This is a genomic window from Streptococcus sp. 1453, from assembly GCF_013276955.1.
Classification (GTDB): Bacteria; Bacillota; Bacilli; order Lactobacillales; family Streptococcaceae; genus Streptococcus.
Genome location: NZ_VMLZ01000005.1, coordinates 41,162 through 60,719, shown reverse-complemented (window position 1 = coordinate 60,719; position 19,558 = coordinate 41,162). Strand labels below are relative to the sequence as shown.

The 19,558-nt window shown below is 38.6% G+C and carries 18 protein-coding genes and 2 pseudogenes; all 20 read left to right on the top strand.

Annotated elements, in window-relative coordinates:
- The first annotated feature begins 8 nt into the window (after window positions 1-8).
- On the top strand, window positions 9-2,894 hold the full coding sequence (gene infB, locus HW098_RS03790; protein ID WP_176139342.1) for a translation initiation factor IF-2: 2,886 nt from the start codon (window positions 9-11) through the stop codon (window positions 2,892-2,894).
- 251 nt (window positions 2,895-3,145) lie between these two features.
- Entirely contained in the window at window positions 3,146-3,496 is a 351-nt protein-coding gene (gene rbfA / locus HW098_RS03785; protein WP_001273601.1) for a 30S ribosome-binding factor RbfA, read from the top strand.
- Between the two features lie 170 nt (window positions 3,497-3,666).
- On the top strand, window positions 3,667-4,170 hold the full coding sequence (locus tag HW098_RS03780) for a hypothetical protein (RefSeq protein ID WP_001067003.1): 504 nt from the start codon (window positions 3,667-3,669) through the stop codon (window positions 4,168-4,170).
- Between the two features lie 20 nt (window positions 4,171-4,190).
- Window positions 4,191-4,748 (top strand): hypothetical protein, encoded by a 558-nt coding sequence (locus HW098_RS03775; RefSeq protein WP_000386258.1) that lies wholly within the window; start codon window positions 4,191-4,193, stop codon window positions 4,746-4,748.
- Window positions 4,749-4,760: 12 nt separating this feature from the next.
- Window positions 4,761-5,870, top strand: coding sequence for an SPFH domain-containing protein (locus HW098_RS03770; RefSeq protein ID WP_176139341.1), 1,110 nt, complete (start codon window positions 4,761-4,763; stop codon window positions 5,868-5,870).
- A gap of 366 nt (window positions 5,871-6,236) precedes the next feature.
- Window positions 6,237-7,016 carry a hypothetical protein gene (locus HW098_RS03765; protein WP_176139340.1) on the top strand — a complete coding sequence of 260 codons (780 nt, stop codon included), beginning with the start codon at window positions 6,237-6,239 and terminating at the stop codon, window positions 7,014-7,016.
- A 1-nt stretch (window position 7,017) separates the two neighbouring features.
- Window positions 7,018-7,200, top strand: coding sequence for a hypothetical protein (locus tag HW098_RS03760; RefSeq protein ID WP_000522922.1), 183 nt, complete (start codon window positions 7,018-7,020; stop codon window positions 7,198-7,200).
- The gene (locus HW098_RS03755) at window positions 7,197-7,349 is read left to right on the top strand and encodes a hypothetical protein (RefSeq protein ID WP_176139339.1); all 153 of its coding nucleotides are present in this window, start codon (window positions 7,197-7,199) and stop codon (window positions 7,347-7,349) included. Before HW098_RS03760 ends, HW098_RS03755 begins: the two co-directional genes overlap by 4 nt.
- A gap of 116 nt (window positions 7,350-7,465) precedes the next feature.
- Window positions 7,466-7,699 (top strand): DUF1858 domain-containing protein, encoded by a 234-nt coding sequence (locus HW098_RS03750; protein WP_000368739.1) that lies wholly within the window; start codon window positions 7,466-7,468, stop codon window positions 7,697-7,699.
- Window positions 7,699-9,033, top strand: a complete 1,335-nt coding sequence (locus tag HW098_RS03745) for a DUF438 domain-containing protein (protein ID WP_176139338.1) — start codon at window positions 7,699-7,701, stop codon at window positions 9,031-9,033. Before HW098_RS03750 ends, HW098_RS03745 begins: the two co-directional genes overlap by 1 nt.
- 9 nt (window positions 9,034-9,042) lie before the next feature.
- Window positions 9,043-9,297 (top strand): DUF1912 family protein, encoded by a 255-nt coding sequence (locus HW098_RS03740; protein WP_000119706.1) that lies wholly within the window; start codon window positions 9,043-9,045, stop codon window positions 9,295-9,297.
- 95 nt (window positions 9,298-9,392) lie between these two features.
- A complete protein-coding gene (locus HW098_RS03735) occupies window positions 9,393-9,788 on the top strand; it encodes a helix-hairpin-helix domain-containing protein (RefSeq protein ID WP_000038635.1) in 396 nt (131 codons plus the stop codon).
- 277 nt (window positions 9,789-10,065) lie between these two features.
- Entirely contained in the window at window positions 10,066-10,626 is a 561-nt protein-coding gene (locus tag HW098_RS03730) for a GNAT family protein (RefSeq protein ID WP_188110802.1), read from the top strand.
- Complete coding sequence (locus HW098_RS03725; protein WP_175880216.1) at window positions 10,626-11,204, top strand: AAA family ATPase; 579 nt, start codon at window positions 10,626-10,628, stop codon at window positions 11,202-11,204. Before HW098_RS03730 ends, HW098_RS03725 begins: the two co-directional genes overlap by 1 nt.
- Before the next feature lie 241 nt (window positions 11,205-11,445).
- A pseudogene (locus HW098_RS03720) lies at window positions 11,446-12,686 on the top strand (hypothetical protein).
- Window positions 12,687-12,717: 31 nt separating this feature from the next.
- Window positions 12,718-13,719 (top strand): virulence RhuM family protein, encoded by a 1,002-nt coding sequence (locus tag HW098_RS03715; protein WP_176139337.1) that lies wholly within the window; start codon window positions 12,718-12,720, stop codon window positions 13,717-13,719.
- A 124-nt stretch (window positions 13,720-13,843) separates the two neighbouring features.
- Entirely contained in the window at window positions 13,844-16,495 is a 2,652-nt protein-coding gene (locus HW098_RS03710) for a valine--tRNA ligase (RefSeq protein ID WP_176139336.1), read from the top strand.
- A 59-nt stretch (window positions 16,496-16,554) separates the two neighbouring features.
- The gene (locus tag HW098_RS03705) at window positions 16,555-17,982 is read left to right on the top strand and encodes an AAA family ATPase (RefSeq protein ID WP_049511362.1); all 1,428 of its coding nucleotides are present in this window, start codon (window positions 16,555-16,557) and stop codon (window positions 17,980-17,982) included.
- On the top strand, window positions 17,969-18,991 hold the full coding sequence (locus tag HW098_RS03700; RefSeq protein ID WP_176139335.1) for a DUF4435 domain-containing protein: 1,023 nt from the start codon (window positions 17,969-17,971) through the stop codon (window positions 18,989-18,991). The genes HW098_RS03705 and HW098_RS03700 overlap by 14 nt, the downstream gene beginning before the upstream one ends.
- Window positions 18,992-19,204: 213 nt before the next feature.
- Window positions 19,205-19,433 (top strand): annotated as a pseudogene (locus HW098_RS10490) (DNA cytosine methyltransferase); the annotation flags it as partial.
- Window positions 19,434-19,558 lie beyond the last annotated feature (125 nt).

Sequence of the window (19,558 nt, the reverse complement as noted above, 5' to 3'; positions counted from 1 at the left end):
GACATGATTTGTCTAAGAAAAGATTGTACGAAATCGCGAAAGAGCTTGGAAAAGAAAGTAAAGAAGTTGTAGCGCGTGCAAAAGAGTTGGGCTTGGATGTGAAAAGCCACTCATCAAGTGTGGAAGAAGCTGTCGCTGCAAAAATCGCTGCCAGCTTTCAGCCTGCAGTTGCTCCGAAAGCAGAAGCAAAACCTGCAGCCCCAAAAGCAAGTGCAGAAAATAAAGCCGAAAAATCTGAGCCAGTTAAACCAGCTGTAGTCAAGGAAGAGGCAAAACCAGCAACACCAAAAGCAAGTGCAGAAAATAAAGCCGAAAAATCTAAGCCAGCTAAACCAGCTGTAGCTAAGGAAGAGGCAAAACCAGCTGAGCCAGTCGCTCCGAAAGCAGAAAAAGTAGCAGCTAAACCGCAAAGCCGTAATTTCAAGGCTGAGCGTGAAGCACGTGCTAAAGAGCAGGCAGAACGACGCAAGCAAAATAAGGGCAATAACCGTGACCAACAACAAAACGGGAACCGTCAGAAAAACGACGGTCGCAATAGTGGAAAACAAGGTCAAGGTAATCGCGACAATCGTCGCTTTAATGACCAAGCTAAGAAGCAGCAAGGTCAGCAAAATCGTAGAAATGAGCGCCGTCAGCAAGAGGATAAACGTCCAAATCAAGCGGCTCCACGTGTTGACTTTAAAGCCCGTGCAGCAGCCCTAAAAGCAGAGCAAAATGCAGAGTACGCACGTTCAAGCGAGGAACGCTTCAAGCAGTATCAGGCTGCCAAAGAAGCCTTGGCTCAAGCTAACAAACGTAAGGAACCAGAGGAAATCTTTGAAGAAGCGGCTAAGTTAGCTGAACAAGCGCAACAAGCACAGCAAGTTCAAGCAGTGGTTGAAGTCGTCCCTGATAAAACAGAACCTGCAGTGGATACACGTCGTAAAAAACAAGCTCGACCAGACAAAAATCGTGACGATTATGATCATGAAGAAGATGGTCCTAGAAAACAACAAAAGAATCGAAGTAGTCAAAATCAAGTGAGAAATCAAAAGAATAGTAACTGGAATAACAACAAAAAGAACAAAAAAGGCAATAACAAGAACAACCGTAATCAGACTCCAAAACCTGTTACGGAGCGTAAATTCCATGAATTGCCAACAGAATTTGAATATACAGATGGTATGACCGTTGCGGAAATCGCAAAACGTATCAAACGTGAACCAGCTGAAATTGTTAAGAAACTTTTCATGATGGGTGTCATGGCCACACAAAACCAATCCTTGGATGGGGAAACCATTGAACTCCTCATGGTGGATTATGGTATCGAAGCCAAACAAAAAGTTGAAGTGGATAATGCCGATATCGAACGTTTCTTTGTCGAAGATGGTTATCTCAATGAAGATGAATTAGTAGAGCGTCCACCAGTTGTAACTATCATGGGACACGTCGACCACGGTAAAACAACACTCCTAGATACCCTTCGTAACTCTCGTGTTGCGACAGGTGAAGCGGGTGGGATCACTCAGCATATCGGTGCCTACCAAATCGTGGAAAATGGTAAGAAGATTACCTTCCTTGACACACCAGGACACGCGGCCTTTACATCTATGCGTGCGCGTGGTGCTTCTGTTACCGATATTACTATCTTGGTCGTAGCGGCAGATGACGGGGTTATGCCTCAGACTATCGAAGCCATCAACCACTCAAAAGCGGCTAACGTTCCAATCATCGTAGCCATCAACAAGATTGATAAACCAGGTGCCAACCCAGAACGCGTTATCGGTGAATTGGCAGAGCATGGTGTTATGTCAACAGCTTGGGGTGGAGATTCTGAATTTGTTGAAATCTCAGCTAAATTCAACCAAAATATCGAAGAATTGTTGGAAACAGTCCTTCTTGTGGCTGAAATCCAAGAACTCAAGGCAGACCCAACAGTGCGTGCGATCGGTACAGTTATCGAAGCGCGCTTGGATAAAGGAAAAGGAGCGGTCGCAACCCTTCTTGTTCAACAAGGTACCTTGAATGTTCAAGACCCAATCGTTGTCGGAAATACCTTTGGTCGTGTCCGTGCTATGACCAATGATCTTGGTCGTCGTGTTAAGGTGGCTGGACCATCAACACCAGTTTCTATCACAGGTTTGAACGAAGCGCCGATGGCGGGTGACCACTTTGCTGTTTACGAGGATGAAAAATCTGCGCGTGCAGCAGGTGAAGAACGTGCTAAACGTGCCCTTATGAAACAACGTCAAGCTACCCAACGTGTCAGCCTTGAAAACCTCTTTGATACCCTTAAAGCTGGTGAACTCAAATCAGTTAACGTTATCATCAAGGCCGACGTACAAGGTTCTGTTGAAGCCCTCTCTGCCTCACTTCAAAAGATCGATGTAGAAGGTGTCAAAGTGACCATCGTCCACTCAGCAGTCGGTGCCATCAACGAATCTGACGTGACTCTTGCCGAAGCTTCAAATGCCTTTATCGTTGGTTTCAACGTACGCCCTACACCACAAGCTCGTCAACAAGCAGAAGCTGACGATGTGGAAATCCGTCTCCACAGCATTATCTACAAGGTTATCGAAGAGATGGAAGAAGCTATGAAAGGAATGCTTGATCCAGAATTTGAAGAAAAAGTTATTGGTGAAGCAGTTATTCGTGAAACCTTCAAGGTGTCTAAAGTGGGAACTATCGGTGGATTCATGGTTATCAACGGTAAGGTTACCCGTGACTCTAAAGTCCGTGTTATCCGTGACGGTGTTGTTATCTATGATGGTGAACTCGCAAGCTTGAAACACTACAAAGACGACGTTAAAGAAGTTACAAACGGCCGTGAAGGTGGATTGATGATCGATGGCTACAATGATATCAAGATGGATGATGTGATTGAGGCCTATGTCATGGAAGAAATTAAAAGATAAGATTTTTGCTCCTTTCTTAGGTGGTGAGGGACGCAAGCAAACCGATGGTTTCATTGCTTATTTTTGAGCCCTAGGGTCTCAAAAATCCCCTGTGATGGGACTGATAAATCAGTTCCATCACTTTCACCACGGCGAAAGAAGCAGATGATTTCAAATTGAACTTCGTTTCAATTTGAATTAAAAATCAAGAAGTTTAAAAATAGCTAGGTCTGCTGGCCTAGCTTTTGGTTCAAAGTAGAGAAAGGAATATCATGGCAAATCATTTCCGTACGGATCGTGTGGGCATGGAAATCAAGCGTGAAGTCAATGAGATTTTGCAAAAGAAAGTCCGTGATCCGCGTGTCCAAGGCGTGACCATCACAGATGTTCAGATGCTGGGTGACTTGTCTGTAGCCAAGGTTTACTACACCATTTTGAGTAACCTTGCTTCAGATAATCAAAAAGCTCAAATCGGGCTTGAAAAAGCAACTGGTACCATCAAACGTGAACTTGGTCGCAATTTAAAATTGTACAAAATCCCAGATTTGACCTTCGTCAAAGACGAATCCATCGAGTATGGAAACAAGATTGACGAAATGCTACGCAATCTGGATAAGAACTAAAGAAGAGGGGCAACCCTCTTTTTTGGTGGGGAAATAAGTGGAATTTGAAATGGAAAAATATTCTTTTAAAAAAGGGATTCTGTATTTTTTAATGTTTATCTAATTAGAAAATGCTTTTTTTTTTAGGAAATATGATATGATGATTTCATAAATAAAAGGAGATTCTATCAATGAATAATGTAAAAAAAGTTTGTCGTTTAGCTTTGCTATGTCTTTCCGTCTCTACTCTAGTTGCTTGTAGTTCTCTTTCTGAAAAAACAAGTAGCTCTTCTAGTGAGAATCAAACAGAAGCTTCATCTAGTAGTTCTGAAAAGAAAGGGTTGTTTGCCAAAGCAAAAGAAAAACTCAGTTCAAGCGATTTCAATCCACAAGATGTTAGTGATACGACAATTGAGTCTATAAAAACCTATGAAGATTACTTGATTATGAATGAGAAAATAATCGATAATTACTATACAGAAGCAGACGAAGCCTTTAAAGGAACTGTTTTAGAAGATAGCGCTGCTATTCAAGAACTAAAAGATAGCACTAAAAAAGAAATGGAAGATTTGAAAAAACAATATGGTCCGTTAAAGAAAGCACCGATTCAAGGGAAAGAAGAAGTGATTAAGACTCTAAAAGATTATCGTGATAATCTACATGAACAAGTGGAGCAGTGGAAAGCTAGTCTTTAATAGGAAGAGTGGAGTTCAATATGGATTATCAATTATTGCCACATGAATATATGGTTATGAATAGTGACCATGTGAGTTTTGGGAAAAATGGTTTGTCTACAGATGAATTAATTTTAACGAATCTACACTTAATATATATCAAAAAAGGTTTGTGGGGAGGAAAAAAAGACCAAGTTACCATTCCTATTAACCAGATTAAAATTTTTGAAGGGAAACCTCAAGTTTCAGTAACCAAAACCAATGGTGTGAAACGGCTGGAAATTTATTATAATGGCGGACAAGCTATCTTTGCATTTAATAATACTAAGGATACTGACAAGTGGGCTAGGAACATTATTAAATTGATTTCAGGGGATACAAGTAATTTTGAAACCTTGGGGGATAGTAGCTTGTTTGGAGCAGATGTTTTGGCAGAAACATTTAAGGATACATTTGACACTTTTAAAGCAGGGCTTGGGATTAAGGATGCAGAGCCAGAAAAGATTTCAACCAAGTGTAGCTTTTGTGGAGCACCTTTGTCAGGTCAAGTGAAGCAAACAGTAAGATGTGCCTATTGTGATATGGAGCAGAGTTTATAAGGGGGCAATTAAATGGGGTTGATAAAAGCCATCACAGATTCTATTGGTGGGACATTTGCAGACCAGTGGAAAGAAATTATCACAGTTCAAGCTTTTGATGAACATACAGCTGTAAGTCCAGGTATTGTTCAAGAAAGTAATAATGGTAGGGGTGTCAATACGAAGGGATCTGTAGGTATTATTTCCAACGGATCCAAGATTTTTATTCCAGAAAATACTGCTGCCTTTATCTTTAGTCAGTCTGGTATCGAGGAAATTATTACAGAACCAGGTGGATATGAATATCAAAATGGTGAGAGCAGTGTTTTTAACGGTGATGGATTGAAAAAGTCACTGTTTGACAATGTTGTTAATCGTGTTGGATTCGGTGGTCAAAGTGATCAGCAAAAACAGATTTGTTTTGTTAATTTGAGAGAAATTCGTGATATTAAATTTGGGACTCGCGGTCCAGTCATGTATAATGATTTGTTTTATGGGACAGATTTAGAAGTACGTGCTTTTGGAACATTTTCTATCCAAATTACAGATGCTAAGCAATTTATCAGAAACTTTCTTCCTGCCAATGTGACTTATTATACCTTTGATAGCGCTCAAGCTAGATCACAAATAGTGACAGAGTTTCTTCAATCTTTTATTGTTGCACTTAATTCCTTGTCAACAACTTATCGTATTTCACAATTACCCTCACAAGCTGCAGTTCTTGCGGAACAGGTATCAAATGATGGACAGTATGCAGGGACTTGGAAAGAACGTTTTGGATTTGAGATTGTAAAAGTTGCCATTGCTAATATTGAGTTCTCACCAGAATCTAAGGAATTGGTTAAACAATTTTCATCAAATAAGATGAATTTAAAAGCTTATGATGATGTATCGCAGAAATCTTCTAATATTGCAGCACAACAAAAAATTGCATCAGGAGTGGAGCAACATGGTCTAGGTGATAGTGCTGGAATGATATTTGGAATGAATATGGCTCAAAGTTTAGATGAAAAAGCCATGAAACCAAGTCTATCATTAGATGAGCAAATCGAAGCACTTACAAAACTAAAATCTCTTTTAGATGCAGGGATATTATCTCAGGAAGAATTTGATCGAAAGAAAAAAGAAATTATGGATTTATAAAATGAAACTCGAAAGTTCATAGTTATACTCAATGAAAATCAAAAAGCAAACTAGGAAGCTAGCCGCAAGCTGTACTTGGGTACGGTAAGGCGACGCTGACGTGGTTTAAAGAGATTTTCGAAGAGTATTAGTGTGTATTCAAGGAACATTTTAGGTGAAACAATAATAGACTATCGTTCACAGATAGAATATCATGTTGTAAAGGTAGGAGTTGAATATTCTAGCTGTCTCTACAAAGACTATTAAAAATCTTTAACAAATAAGTTGCTAAGGAGTTTTTGAAAATTTTTGAGGAGAATTTGAAACATACTTTAAAAGAGTATGCTATCATGGAATATAACTTACAGAAGTAAAAGGAGTTTGTATATGGCTGAACAAGACTTAGCTATGCAAGTATTGCAACAAGTGGTAAAACTACCAGTTGTTAAGGTTGATCGTTCGAAATTTTTAGTGGATAAGTTTTCCAAAGAATTGGATCCACAGGACATTCCTACCTTATTGGAACAAGGTCCAACGACTCTTCTATCTCAAGAAATCTTAGATCGTGTAGCTAATGCTTGTATTCGGGATAATGTTTTATTGGCGAGTGGAACGTCTGTTGTTGCAGGATTACCAGGAGGGATTGCTATGGCAATTACCATTCCAGCGGATGTGGCTCAATTTTATGCTTTTTCTCTAAAATTAGCCCAAGAATTAGGTTATATTTATGGTTATGAGGATCTTTGGACTTCACGCTATGAGTTGAGTGAAGATGCTCAAAATACCCTCTTGCTTTATCTAGGTGTCATGTTGGGGGTGAATGGAACCGCTGCTTTGCTACGTGCAGGTGGTATAACAATTGCCAAACAGGTAATGAAAACAGTACCTAATAAAGCTGTAACAAAGACGCTTTGGTACCCTATTTTGAAAAAAGTCTTAAAAATATTTGGTGTGAATCTGACCAAGGGAGGGCTGGCCAAAGGAATGGGGAAATTTATTCCTATTTTGGGAGGTATCATTTCAGGTGGTTTAACCTTTGCAACTATGAAACCGATGGGTGAAAGCTTGCAGAAAGAATTATCCAAGCTAGTCAACTATAGTGAAGTTCAATATCAAGAAGATGTTGAAACAATCCGAAAAGAGGCTGAAATCATCGAAGGAGAGTAATATGGGACTCATAAAAATTCTAGCTAAAACTTATGGGAATTACTTTTTGACCATGCAAGGTGTAAAAGTAATGAAAACGATAAAGAAAGATGACCACGCCGTTGTCGGTCTGGGAAAACTTTTTATTGCAGATAAGCTAATGGATACGGCTCGGTGGCTCATCAAGCCAGAGGAGAGAGAATGAAATTTTTTTGGGGTCTTCTTGCTATTATTTTTATTAAACCGATTATTGGGATTGTGAAATTCTTTTGGATGATTATCTCTTTTGCAGTCCAATTGCTGTTTTACAATCTATTATTTAAGATATTGGATTGGCTCTTTAAACTTTTTTAGGTCTTAATTCATATTTCAGAGAACTAGCAAGGTATGTACTGCTAGTTTTTTAATCTCTCTCCATATGGTATAATATAAGCAGTAAAATCATTTTAGAACATACAATGGAGGTCGTCATGGACAATATCATCGATGTGTCAATTCCCGTTGCAGAAGTGGTGGACAAGCATCCAGAGGTCTTAGAGATTCTAGTGGAGTTGGGTTTTAAACCCCTTGCTAATCCCTTAATGCGCAATACAGTTGGTCGTAAAGTATCGCTCAAACAGGGTTCTAAGCTTGAAGGAACCCCTATGGACAAGATTGTCCGCACGCTGGAAGCAAACGGCTACGAAGTGATTGGGTTAGACTAATGGCAGATGAACGGATTCATATCCTACGGGATATTTTGTTAGAATTGCACAATGGCGCCTCTCCTGAGTCGGTTCAGGAGCGTTTTGATGCGACCTTTACGGGTGTGTCAGCCATCGAGATTTCCCTTATGGAGCACGAACTGATGAACTCAGACTCAGGTGTCACCTTTGAAGATGTCATGGAACTCTGTGATGTCCATGCCAATCTTTTTAAAAATGCTGTTAAGGATGTCGAAGTAGAGGATACCGAGCATCCAGGTCACCCAGTTCGGGTCTTTAAGGAAGAAAATCTGGCCCTCCGTGCGGCCTTGATTCGCATTCGGAGATTGTTAGATACCTATGAGTCCATGGAAGATGAAGAAATGCTGGCGGAGATGCGTAAGGGTTTGGTGCGTCAGATGGGACTTGTGGGGCAATTTGACATCCATTACCAACGTAAAGAAGAACTCTTCTTCCCTATCATGGAGCGCTATGGACACGATTCACCTCCGAAAGTTATGTGGGGAGTGGATGATCAGATCAGGGAACTCTTTCAAACAGCTCTAATGACGGCTAAGTCACTACCTGAAGTGCCGATTTCCACTGTAAAAGAAGATTTTGAAGCCTTTGCGACAGAGTTTGAAAGTATGATTTTCAAGGAAGAGTCCATCCTTCTCATGATTCTCCTTGAGTCCTTTACTCAGGATGACTGGCTTCAGATTGCGGAGGAGAGCGATACCTACGGCTATGCCATCATCCGTCCGTCTGAGAAATGGGTGCCAGAACGCCAGAGTTTTGTTGAGGAAAAGAGTACAGAGGAGTCTGTACAGCTAGATACGGCAGAGGGGCAAGTTCAGCAAGTTATCGATACGCCAGAAGGCCAGTTTACCATTACCTTTACCCCTAAGGAAAAGGAAGCAGTGTTGGACCGCTATAGTCAACAGATTTTTGGGAATGGCTATCTCTCGGTCGAGCAGGCCAATCTCATCCTCAATCACCTCCCTATGGAGATTACCTTTGTCAATAAAGATGATATTTTCCAGTATTACAATGACAATACGCCAGCTGATGAGATGATTTTCAAACGGACGCCGTCCCAAGTCGGACGCAATGTTGAACTTTGTCATCCACCTAAGTACTTGGACAAGGTCAAAACCATCATGAAGGGACTTCGTGAGGGAAGCAAAGACAAGTATGAAATGTGGTTCAAGTCTGAGTCGCGAGGCAAGTTTGTCCACATCACCTACGCAGCAGTACACGATGAGAACGGGGAATTCCAAGGCGTGCTGGAGTATGTTCAGGATATTCAGCCCTACCGTGAGATTGATACGGATTATTTCCGTGGATTAGAATAAGGAGAAAAAATGAGTTACGAACAAGAGTTTATGAAGGAATTTGAAGCTTGGGTCAATACCCAAATCATGATCAACGACATGGCGCATAAGGAAAGCCAAAAAGTCTACGAAGAGGACCAAGACGAGCGTGCCAAAGATGCCATGATTCGCTACGAAAGCCGCTTGGATGCTTATCAGTTCTTGCTTGGCAAATTTGAAAACTTCAAAGCAGGCAAGGGATTCCATGATTTGCCAGATGGATTGTTTGGTGAGCGAAATTATTAAACGAGATAGATTCTTGATTTTTTACTAAAATCTTGATAGAATATTTATATTAAATCCTTGTCAGAGCAGGGGTTTTTTATTGAAAGGATTTTATCATGTCAAAGAAACTCAATCGTAAAAAACAATTACGAAATAGCCTCCGTCGTGCAGGTGCTTTTTCAAGTACTGTGACTAAGGTTGTAGAAGAGACAAAAAAAGTCGTAAAACGTGCAGAACAGTCAGCAAGCCAAGCTGGTAAGGCTGTTTCTAAAAAAGTTGAACAAGCAGTAGAAGCTACCAAAGAGCAAGCTCAAAAAGTAGCCAATTCTGTAGAAGATTTTGCAGCAAACTTGGGTGGACTCCCACTTGACCGTGCCAAAACTTTCTATGATGAAGGCATCAAGTCTGCTTCAGATTTCAAAAACTGGACTGAAAAAGAACTCCTTGCCTTGAAAGGAATCGGCCCAGCTACCATCAAGAAATTGAAGGAAAATGGCATCAAGTTCAAGTAATCTTTCTTGTGCCTTGCATTTCCATCAAAATCTTGCTACAATAGAGCCATTAGAGGTGTTTTGAATCCCACATTTTACAGAAAGTGGCGGAGCTGAGAAGTCCACAAATGTGTCAAAACTGGTTGCTAATGGATGAAAAATTGAAATAAAAGTGTCTTTTTGTTTTAAAGACGAGAGTTGCGGGCGCTGCCCGAAATTGGGTGGTACCGCGGATAAACACATTCGTCCCTGTCATGTGATGGCAGGGGCGATTTTTTGTAGAAAGCGAGGTATAAGGATGACAAGAACTGAACTGCCAGAACGATTAGAAACAGAACATCTCGTTTTACGAGTCCGTACTGTGGCGGATGCTGAGGATATCTTTGACTATGCTAGTTTGCCAGAGGTCGCCTATCCAGCAGGTTTTCCTCCAGTCAAGACCTTGGAAGATGAGATTTATTATCTGGAGCACATTCTTCCGGAGCGTAATCAAAAGGAAAATCTCCCAGCAGGCTACGGGATTGTCGTCAAAGGAACGGATAAGATCGTTGGCTCTGTCGATTTCAACCATCGCCATGAAGATGATGTGCTGGAAATCGGCTATACCTTACACCCAGACTATTGGGGGCGAGGTTATGTGCCAGAAGCTGCGCGTGCCTTGATTGATCTAGCTTTTAAAGAACTGGGGCTTCATAAGATTGAGCTGACTTGCTTTGGTTACAATCTTCAAAGTCAACGAGTCGCGGAAAAGCTTGGCTTTACCCTCGAAGCTCGCATAAGAGACCGCAAAGATGCTCAAGGCAACCGCTGTGATGATTTGAGATATGGCTTGCTGAGGAGTGAGTGGGAGGTGATTTGATGCATCTTTTCATCATTGGGGCTCCGGCTTCTGGGAAAATGACGATTGGTCAAGAGTTATCTCGACTGACAGATGCTACCCTCTTTTATAACCATCAAGCCATCGATTTTGCATTAGAAATCTATCAGGATTTTACAGAGGAAATGTGGGAATTTGTTCGTGGAATCACCTTTTCTTTCCTTGGAGCAAGTGCAAGAAATCAGCGATCAGTAATTTTAACTGACGTAATTGATTTTTCAAATCAGTACCAGCTGATGTATTTAAAGCAAATTCAGGATTTATTGGATAAGTTTCATCAAGAGATTCTGTTTGTTGAGTTGGAAACAAGTCTTGAAGAGTGTTTACGTCGAAATCGAACGGAGAACCGGTTGAAGCACAAGCCCTTGAAACGGCATATTGAGATATCTGAAAGAGAAATTTTGGAGACCACTGAAACACTTCAATTAAATTCCCGATGTCAACCTAATGAGTTGTACTACTACCTTAAAATAAATAATACGAATCTGTCTGCAGAAGAAGTTGCTAAGCAAGTTCAAAATAAAATGAACAAAATAGAGAAAGGACAAACACATATCTAAACAACTTCATGAAGACGTTCTCAAGACTCAAGAAGTTCAAAAGTCTCAACCTTTTTCGTTCGTGATTCCACCACCAAACGTAACTAGAAAACTCTATCTTAATCAAGCTTGGGGTACAACCTTCAAAGCAAACGAATCACAAAGAAGCTTAGATTCCCGTTCAAGCCTGTAGCTGAGTCCTGAAGGATATCTAAGGCAGTTGAGTCGAATCTATTGAAGAATGAGTTAGAGGAGAAAATAGATGGCTAAAAAGAAAAATAGAAAAAAGAATTAAAACGCCAGCAGAAGTTGGATATTAAAGTTATTTCTGAAGAAGAGGCTACCTGGACAGAACTACTAGCTACAAACCCAACTTTTGTAGAACGTCGTACCATTCAAAATTTCGATGAACTACATACAGCAGTGATGCAATATGCTGATGAACACGGAGAGTATCCAGATGTTCAGCTAATCAATTACCAACTGAAAAATAGGACTTTTGATTGGAATCAGGATCATGCTTTATTTAGAGAAGCTATGCATACTCCGAATACACAGAAGCGAAATAAATTGTTAAAGCAAGTTTTAAAAATAAATCCAGATTATTTTGCTGCTGATTTTCATTTATTCTTATCCGAGGTTGAAAGTTTTGATTTGTCAACCTTTAAAAAAGTATTGGATTTTGAAATTCTAGTTTTAGAAAAATGGAAAATGAATGGCTACAATAGTTGGAATTATTTTGAAGCCCGCCCTATCCTGTCTGCTCTGATGTTTCTGATTGAGTATTATATGAAGGAGAACTTCAATTCTAAGGCTATAGAATTGATTAACCTATATTTGAGTAAGCGACCAGACCGTTTTCCTCCTAATTTTGTCTTCTGTATGCTTTCCTTGTATCATATTACTGGTCAGGAACTAAAGGTTGAACGTTTCTATCGTGAAGAATTAAATAAAGGGAAACGGGATGATACCATTCTTATTCATGCCATCATCTCTGCTTTTTCTCAAGGAAAAATTGAGGAAGCAAGTCAGCTATTTGCAAAATTAGTGGAAATCAATGATGAAGCAGTTGAATTCTTTATAGAGGAAGATTGGCAATTCAAAGTTATAGACATTGAAGAACAAGAATGCTATTGTCCAAATTCAGTTGAATCGCTACAAGCTAGTTTGTATCCTCTGCTTGACTATTTACAAGAAAATATTATCTTAACAGAATTTTTAACAAAAGAAGCCAAGAAATTCCGTCGTAAACCAGTATTTTCGAATCATTCCAGTGTGTTAAGAAATCTATCCCAGGTCACAGACTGGTACTCCTTTATGAGCGAGGAAAAAATGAAGGGAATCCGGATGGATCTTGTTCGCATCTTTGTTGAAAATGGGATTCGTACATCTTCAGATTTCAAAAAATGGACTGAAAAAGAAGTTCTCGCTTTGAAGGGAATTGGTCCCGTAACCGTTAAAAAGCTGAAGGAAAACGGCATAGAGTTTAAGAACGAGAAGTAATTATTTATTGAAGGGAGGAGGTGGAATTGTCTTGAATGAAGTTTCTAATTTCATCCTGTATACTACACCCAATGGCCATGTTCAGCTAGATATCCTTTTACAGGATGAAAATCTTTGGTTGACTCAAAAAGGTCTTGCAGAGCTCTTTGGAGTTGAACGAAGTGTCATTACAAAGCACTTGAGAAACATTTATGATAGTGGTGAGTTGGATAAGGTGTCAACTTGTGCAAAATTTGCACAGATTCAACAAGAGGGAAATAGAACTGTTCGGCGTGAACTTGAATATTACAATCTGGATGCTATCATTTCAGTTGGCTATCGCGTAAATTCCAGCAAGGCTACTCAATTTAGAATTTGGGCAACCAAGACTTTGAAAGAATTTATCATCAAAGGTTTTGTTTTGGATGATGAACGCTTGAAACAAGGACAGACAGTTTTCGGACAAGATTATTTCCGTGAACTTTTAGAACGAATTCGCTCTATTCGTTCTAGCGAGCGCCGAATCTATCAACAAATCACGGATATCTTTGCTGAATGTGCCATAGATTATGATCAAAACTCAGATATTACTAAAAATTTCTATGCTATGGTGCAAAATAAATTTCATTATGCAATTACTGGAAGTACTGCTGCAGAAATTATCTATCAGCAAGCCGATGCTAGTAAAGAAAAAATGGGATTAACGTCTTGGAAGAATGCACCTGATGGACGAGTGCTCAAGTCAGATGTAACGGTGGCTAAAAACTATTTGCAAGAAAAAGAAATTCGACAACTAGAGCGAACTGTTACAGCCTATTTTGATTATATCGAGGGTTTGGTTGAGCGTCGTAATACTTTTACAATGCGAGGATTGGCAGATAGTATTGATCGCTTTCTATCTTTTAATGAGTACGAAATTTTAGAAGGAAAAGGAAGTATTTCCAAGAAACAAGCAGACTCAAAAGCCATCCAAGAGTATGAAAAATTTAACCGAACTCAAAAAATCATATCAGATTTTGATAAGCATATTATGAAGATAATGAGAGAAAGTTAATGTAAAATTTTTACACAGTTTCTTTGCTTATAGAAGATAGTGAGAAAAACAAGATGAGTTGAATCAAAGCCTATCTCCTACATACTAATTTTATTTAAAGATATTAACTAGAAAGGACAAACACATGTCTAAAGAACTTTCACCTAAATACAATCCAGCCGAGGTTGAGGCTGGTCGTTACCAAAAATGGCTTGACGCTGATGTTTTCAAGCCTTCAGGAGACCAAAAGGCTAAGCCTTATTCTATCGTTATTCCACCACCAAATGTAACTGGTAAGCTTCACCTTGGTCACGCTTGGGATACGACTTTGCAGGATATCATTATCCGTCAAAAACGTATGCAAGGTTTTGATACCCTTTGGCTTCCAGGGATGGACCACGCGGGGATTGCCACTCAGGCTAAGGTTGAGGAGCGCTTGCGTGGAGAGGGCATTACACGTTATGACCTAGGTCGTGAGAAATTCCTCGATAAGGTCTGGGAATGGAAAGACGAATATGCCACTACTATCAAGGAACAATGGAGCAAGATGGGGCTCTCTGTCGACTACTCTCGCGAGCGTTTCACTCTTGATGAAGGCTTGTCAAAAGCTGTTCGCAAGGTCTTTGTGGACCTTTACAAGAAAGGCTGGATCTACCGTGGTGAGTTTATCATCAACTGGGATCCAGCAGCTCGCACAGCCCTTTCTGATATCGAGGTGATCCATAAGGATGTCGAAGGTGCCTTCTACCACATGAACTATATGCTAGAAGACGGCTCACGCGTCCTTGAAGTTGCCACAACTCGTCCTGAGACCATGTTTGGAGACGTTGCGGTTGCGGTCAACCCAGAAGATCCCCGATACAAGGACTTGATTGGTAAAAATGTCATCCTTCCAATCGCTAATAAACTGATTCCAATCGTTGGAGACGAACACGCAGACCCTGAGTTTGGTACTGGTGTCGTGAAAATCACGCCTGCCCACGATCCAAACGACTTCTTGGTTGGTCAACGTCATAACTTGCCACAAGTCAACGTGATGAACGACGACGGAACTATGAATGAGCTTGCCTTCGAGTTTGCAGGTATGGACCGTTTTGAAGCTCGTAAGGCAGTCGTTGCCAAGTTGGAAGAAATTGGTGCCTTCGTTAAAATCGAAAAACGTGTCCACAGTGTTGGTCACTCAGAGCGTACAGGTGTTGTGGTTGAACCACGCTTGTCTACTCAATGGTTCGTTAAGATGGACCAATTGGCTAAGAATGCTATTGCCAACCAAGACACAGAGGACAAGGTAGAATTCTACCCACCTCGTTTCAACGATACCTTCCTCCAATGGATGGAAAATGTTCACGACTGGGTAATCTCTCGTCAGCTCTGGTGGGGTCACCAAATCCCTGCTTGGTACAATGCTGAGGGTGAAATATATGTCGGCGAAGAAGCTCCAGAAGGCGACGGTTGGACTCAGGACGAAGACGTCTTGGATACTTGGTTCAGTTCTGCCCTTTGGCCATTCTCTACCATGGGCTGGCCGGATGTCGACTCAGAAGACTTCAAACGTTATTATCCAACATCAACTTTGGTGACTGGTTATGATATTATCCCGTTCTGGGTATCTCGAATGATTTTCCAAGGTTTGGAATTTACTGGCAAATCGCCATTCAAAAATGCCTTGATTCATGGTCTGATTCGTGACGAGGAAGGCCGTAAGATGTCTAAATCACTGGGCAATGGGATTGATCCGATGGATGTTATTGATAAGTACGGAACAGATAGCCTTCGTTGGTTCCTTTCAAACGGTTCTGCACCAGGTCAAGACGTGCGCTTCTCTTACGAGAAAATGGATGCTTCATGGAACTTCATTAACAAGATCTGGAACATCTCTCGCTACATCCTCATGAACAATGAAGGCTTGACCCTTGAGCAAGCAACTGCCAATGTGGAAAAAGTTGTCAACAAGGAAGCTGGTAATGTCACAGACCGCTGGATTCTCCACAACCTCAATGAAACCATCGGAAAAGCAACTACCAACTTTGACAAGTTTGAATTTGGTGTAGCTGGTCACATCCTCTACAACTTCATCTGGGATGAATTTGCAGACTGGTACGTTGAGTTGACCAAGGAAGTCCTTTACAGCGATAATGAAGAAGAGAAAGTCATCACACGCTCTGTTCTCCTTTATACTTTGGACAAGATCCTTCGTCTCCTCCACCCAATCATGCCATTTGTGACAGAGGAAATCTTTGGACAAATCTCAGAAGGCTCTATCGTGACAGCAGCATACCCAACTGTCAACCCAGCCTTTGAAGATCTTGCTGCTCACACTGGTGTTGAAAGTCTCAAAGACTTGATCCGTGCCGTTCGTAATGCGCGTGCGGAAGTAAACGTTGCTCCAAGCAAGCCTATCACTATCCTTGTTAAGACAAGCGATAGCGACTTGGAAGCCTTCTTTAACAGCAATGTCAACTACATCAAACGTTTCACAAATCCTGAACACTTGGAAATCGCATCAACCATCCCTGCACCTGAACTGGCTATGTCAAGCGTCATCACAGGAGCAGAAATCTACTTGCCACTGGCAGACCTCCTCAATGTCGAAGAAGAACTAGCTCGCCTCGACAAGGAACTCGCTAAATGGCAAAAAGAACTGGACATGGTCGGTAAGAAACTCTCTAACGAACGCTTCGTAGCCAACGCCAAACCAGAAGTCGTCCAAAAAGAACGCAACAAACAAGCCGACTACCAAGCTAAGTACGACGCGACCGTAGCACGTATTGATGAGATGAAGAAGTTGGTGAAATAAACACAGAAACACGGTGTAATGCCGTGTTTTTTGGTATAATAGGACGAATGGAGGTTTATATGAGAAGCTTTAAAATACAAGGATTACATGATTCTAAGACGGTAAGTATACATTTTAATAATGCTGTTAATATTTTTGTAGGAGAGAATGGTGTTGGTAAGACTACTGTTTTAAATATTTTATATTATTTACTAAGTGGTAACTATATTGAACTTAAAAAATTTGATTTTACAACAATCTCTATTGAATTTAATGATAATGAGATAATTGAATTCTCTAAAGATGAAGTATTGGATTATATTGATTCTCCTTATGAAGATGAGATTTATTTGAAGTATTCATTATGGCAATTTAGAAATCTAGATTTCAGTAGAGTACTAAAAGCAAAAAGTACCCGTGGTAATGATATTGTATTTGAGAGATGGGTAAGTGATATAGATGAATCAATTATTGACGAAGTAAGAAATGCTACTAATTTTAAAGATTTAAATCTCAGAGAATTGCACTTTAAAAATAGAGTTACATCTAATATGCCTTATAATTATTTTGTATATTGTATAGCCACTATATATGATAGTTCACATATAAGTCATTCAAGTATTAGTGAGTATGAGAATCCTTTTAAAACTTTTGTTAGTAGAATAGAGGCTTTTAAAAAAGATAAAAAAATATTGTACTTCCCAACTTATAGGCGAATTGAAGAAGAGATTTTTGCAAGCAATGATATTACCGACCTGCCATTCCGTGAAGAAATAAAAGAAAATTTGATAAATTTTGGAATGGAAGATGTAAAAAAACAGATTGATAATATTTTATACGGTATAAAAACAGTTACAAGCCAAAACTATGAACAAATGACAACAGGTTTGTTAAATGAATATACTACTGACAATGCTTTTGAATTTTCAGAACTTAAAAAATCTGATTCCGAAACAATTAGAATTGCATTGAGTCGTTTAGGGAGTAAAGTTGAAGAGAGAACAATTGATATTATTATAGATAAATTTGAAAAAGATAGTTTTTCAGAGGATAAAGATAAGTATCTTATGAATCTATTAAACAAAATTTTGGAAAATTATTCAAAATTAAGTGATATAGATAATAGAATTAAACGATTTGTTGATGTTGTGAACAAATACTTCATTAACAAAGAGTTTGTTTACGATCAGTCCTCTTTAGACATAGCTATTTATTCCAGAGAGAAGAAAAAAATTGAATTAAATCAATTATCTTCTGGTGAAAAACAATTGGTATCTATTTTTTCAAAAATACTATTGGAAGATAAAGAAACTATTGTATTATTTGATGAACCAGAGTTGTCATTGTCAATTGAATGGCAAAAGGAATTCCTAGTGGACATCTCCAATTCTAATTCCTTATTCTTTCTAGTTGCAGTTACACATTCTCCTTTCATATTTGAAAACCTATTTGATAATGTTTCTGATTTTGAAGTTTTTAGTGGGGATAAGAATTATGACGAAGAATAGTCGAGCAGAGAAGATGAGAGAAAAATCTAAAAATGCATCATCTGCATGGTTGGAGTTTTCTCAGAAAAAAAATAACTTGGATCAATACCACTTCTTTTTTGAAGGTTATGACAGATTCTATTATCTTAATAAATTTAAAGAAATCTATTATAGATTAATGAATGATTATCCTTCATATAATCAGTATGAATGTGGTGGAAAAAAAGAAGTTTTAAAAGTACATAAAAAAATTTGTGAAGAGAAATCAATTTTTCCAAAAAAGCAATTGTTATTTTTGATAGATAAAGATTACGAAAATATCGGTTCATTGCAACATCATTATGAAGGAGTATATCAAACCGATTGTTATTCAGTAGAGAATTTTTATACTTTTACTCAAGTCATTGAGAAAATTTTGATGGATGAAATTGGATATAATCAGGGAAGTACTGAGTTTGATGAAATAATATCTAAATATAATATTTTACATCAGATATTTATTGATAAATTAACAGATTACAATCTGTTTAATATGCTATGTCTAAAATATGATTTTCAGTTAAAATTTGATGAGTTTAATATTTTCAGTTGTCTAAAAATGAATAATTTAACTATTGAATTTATGAATGCAGGTATTAATGGTAAACAATTAGATAACGTAGATATTGAATATTTGATTTCTCGATTTGAAATACAATTAGAAAGAAAAATATGTAAATTAGAAGAGAAAAACGAAGATACTGATTATCACAGGAAAATATTAAGTCGTTTTAGTTCTAGAAAAAAAGGAATTATTAGAATTATACAGTACTATAAAAGAATAGAGTGTATAGATATTAATTATTTTTTTAGAGGAAAAGAAGATTTTAAATTTTTAATTTATTTTCTTAAACAGGTTGAGTATGTTTATAATTGTAAGACAAATTTAAATCTAAATTCCTCTGATGAAATATTATTATCCCATCTTGCAAAGCATGCAAGTATTTTTCCTAGTTTGATATCTTATTTTGAGGGGAAAATTTCCAACTAATGTTTTTAAATTAAAAAAAAAAAGTTTTTAACAAATGTATATACTTAAAAAAGTTAGAATTAATACTGATTTCAAGTAATTCATAGACTATATTATTTTGTTAAAAATCCATACCCAGTATAATAGACGATATAATTTGGCAAAAGAATTAAATTATAGTTCAAAGCTTATAACATAAAAGTATACATCGTATTTTAGTAAGTATTATTTTATATTCTAGAAAGCGGATTACTACATAACAACCGCTCTTAGAAGTACAAGTTTGCAGCATTCTCCTCAGGTGTTGGGGGAATTGAGTTGGGATTTGAACAGACCAACGAGTTCAGAGTGGTGTATGCCAATGAGTTTGATAAGTATGCGCGTCAGACTTATTAGTTCATTTATCCAGAGATATCTCGATAATCATATCATTCAGTCAAAGAACATTCCAGATGACCGCATGAAATACTGAGTATAACTTGTTCACTATTAAGCTGAAGTATATATATTTCATAGAACTTATTGTGAAAGATTTTTATAAATTACGCCAATTCCATACCCATTTCACCATTTGCCGATGACACAGAA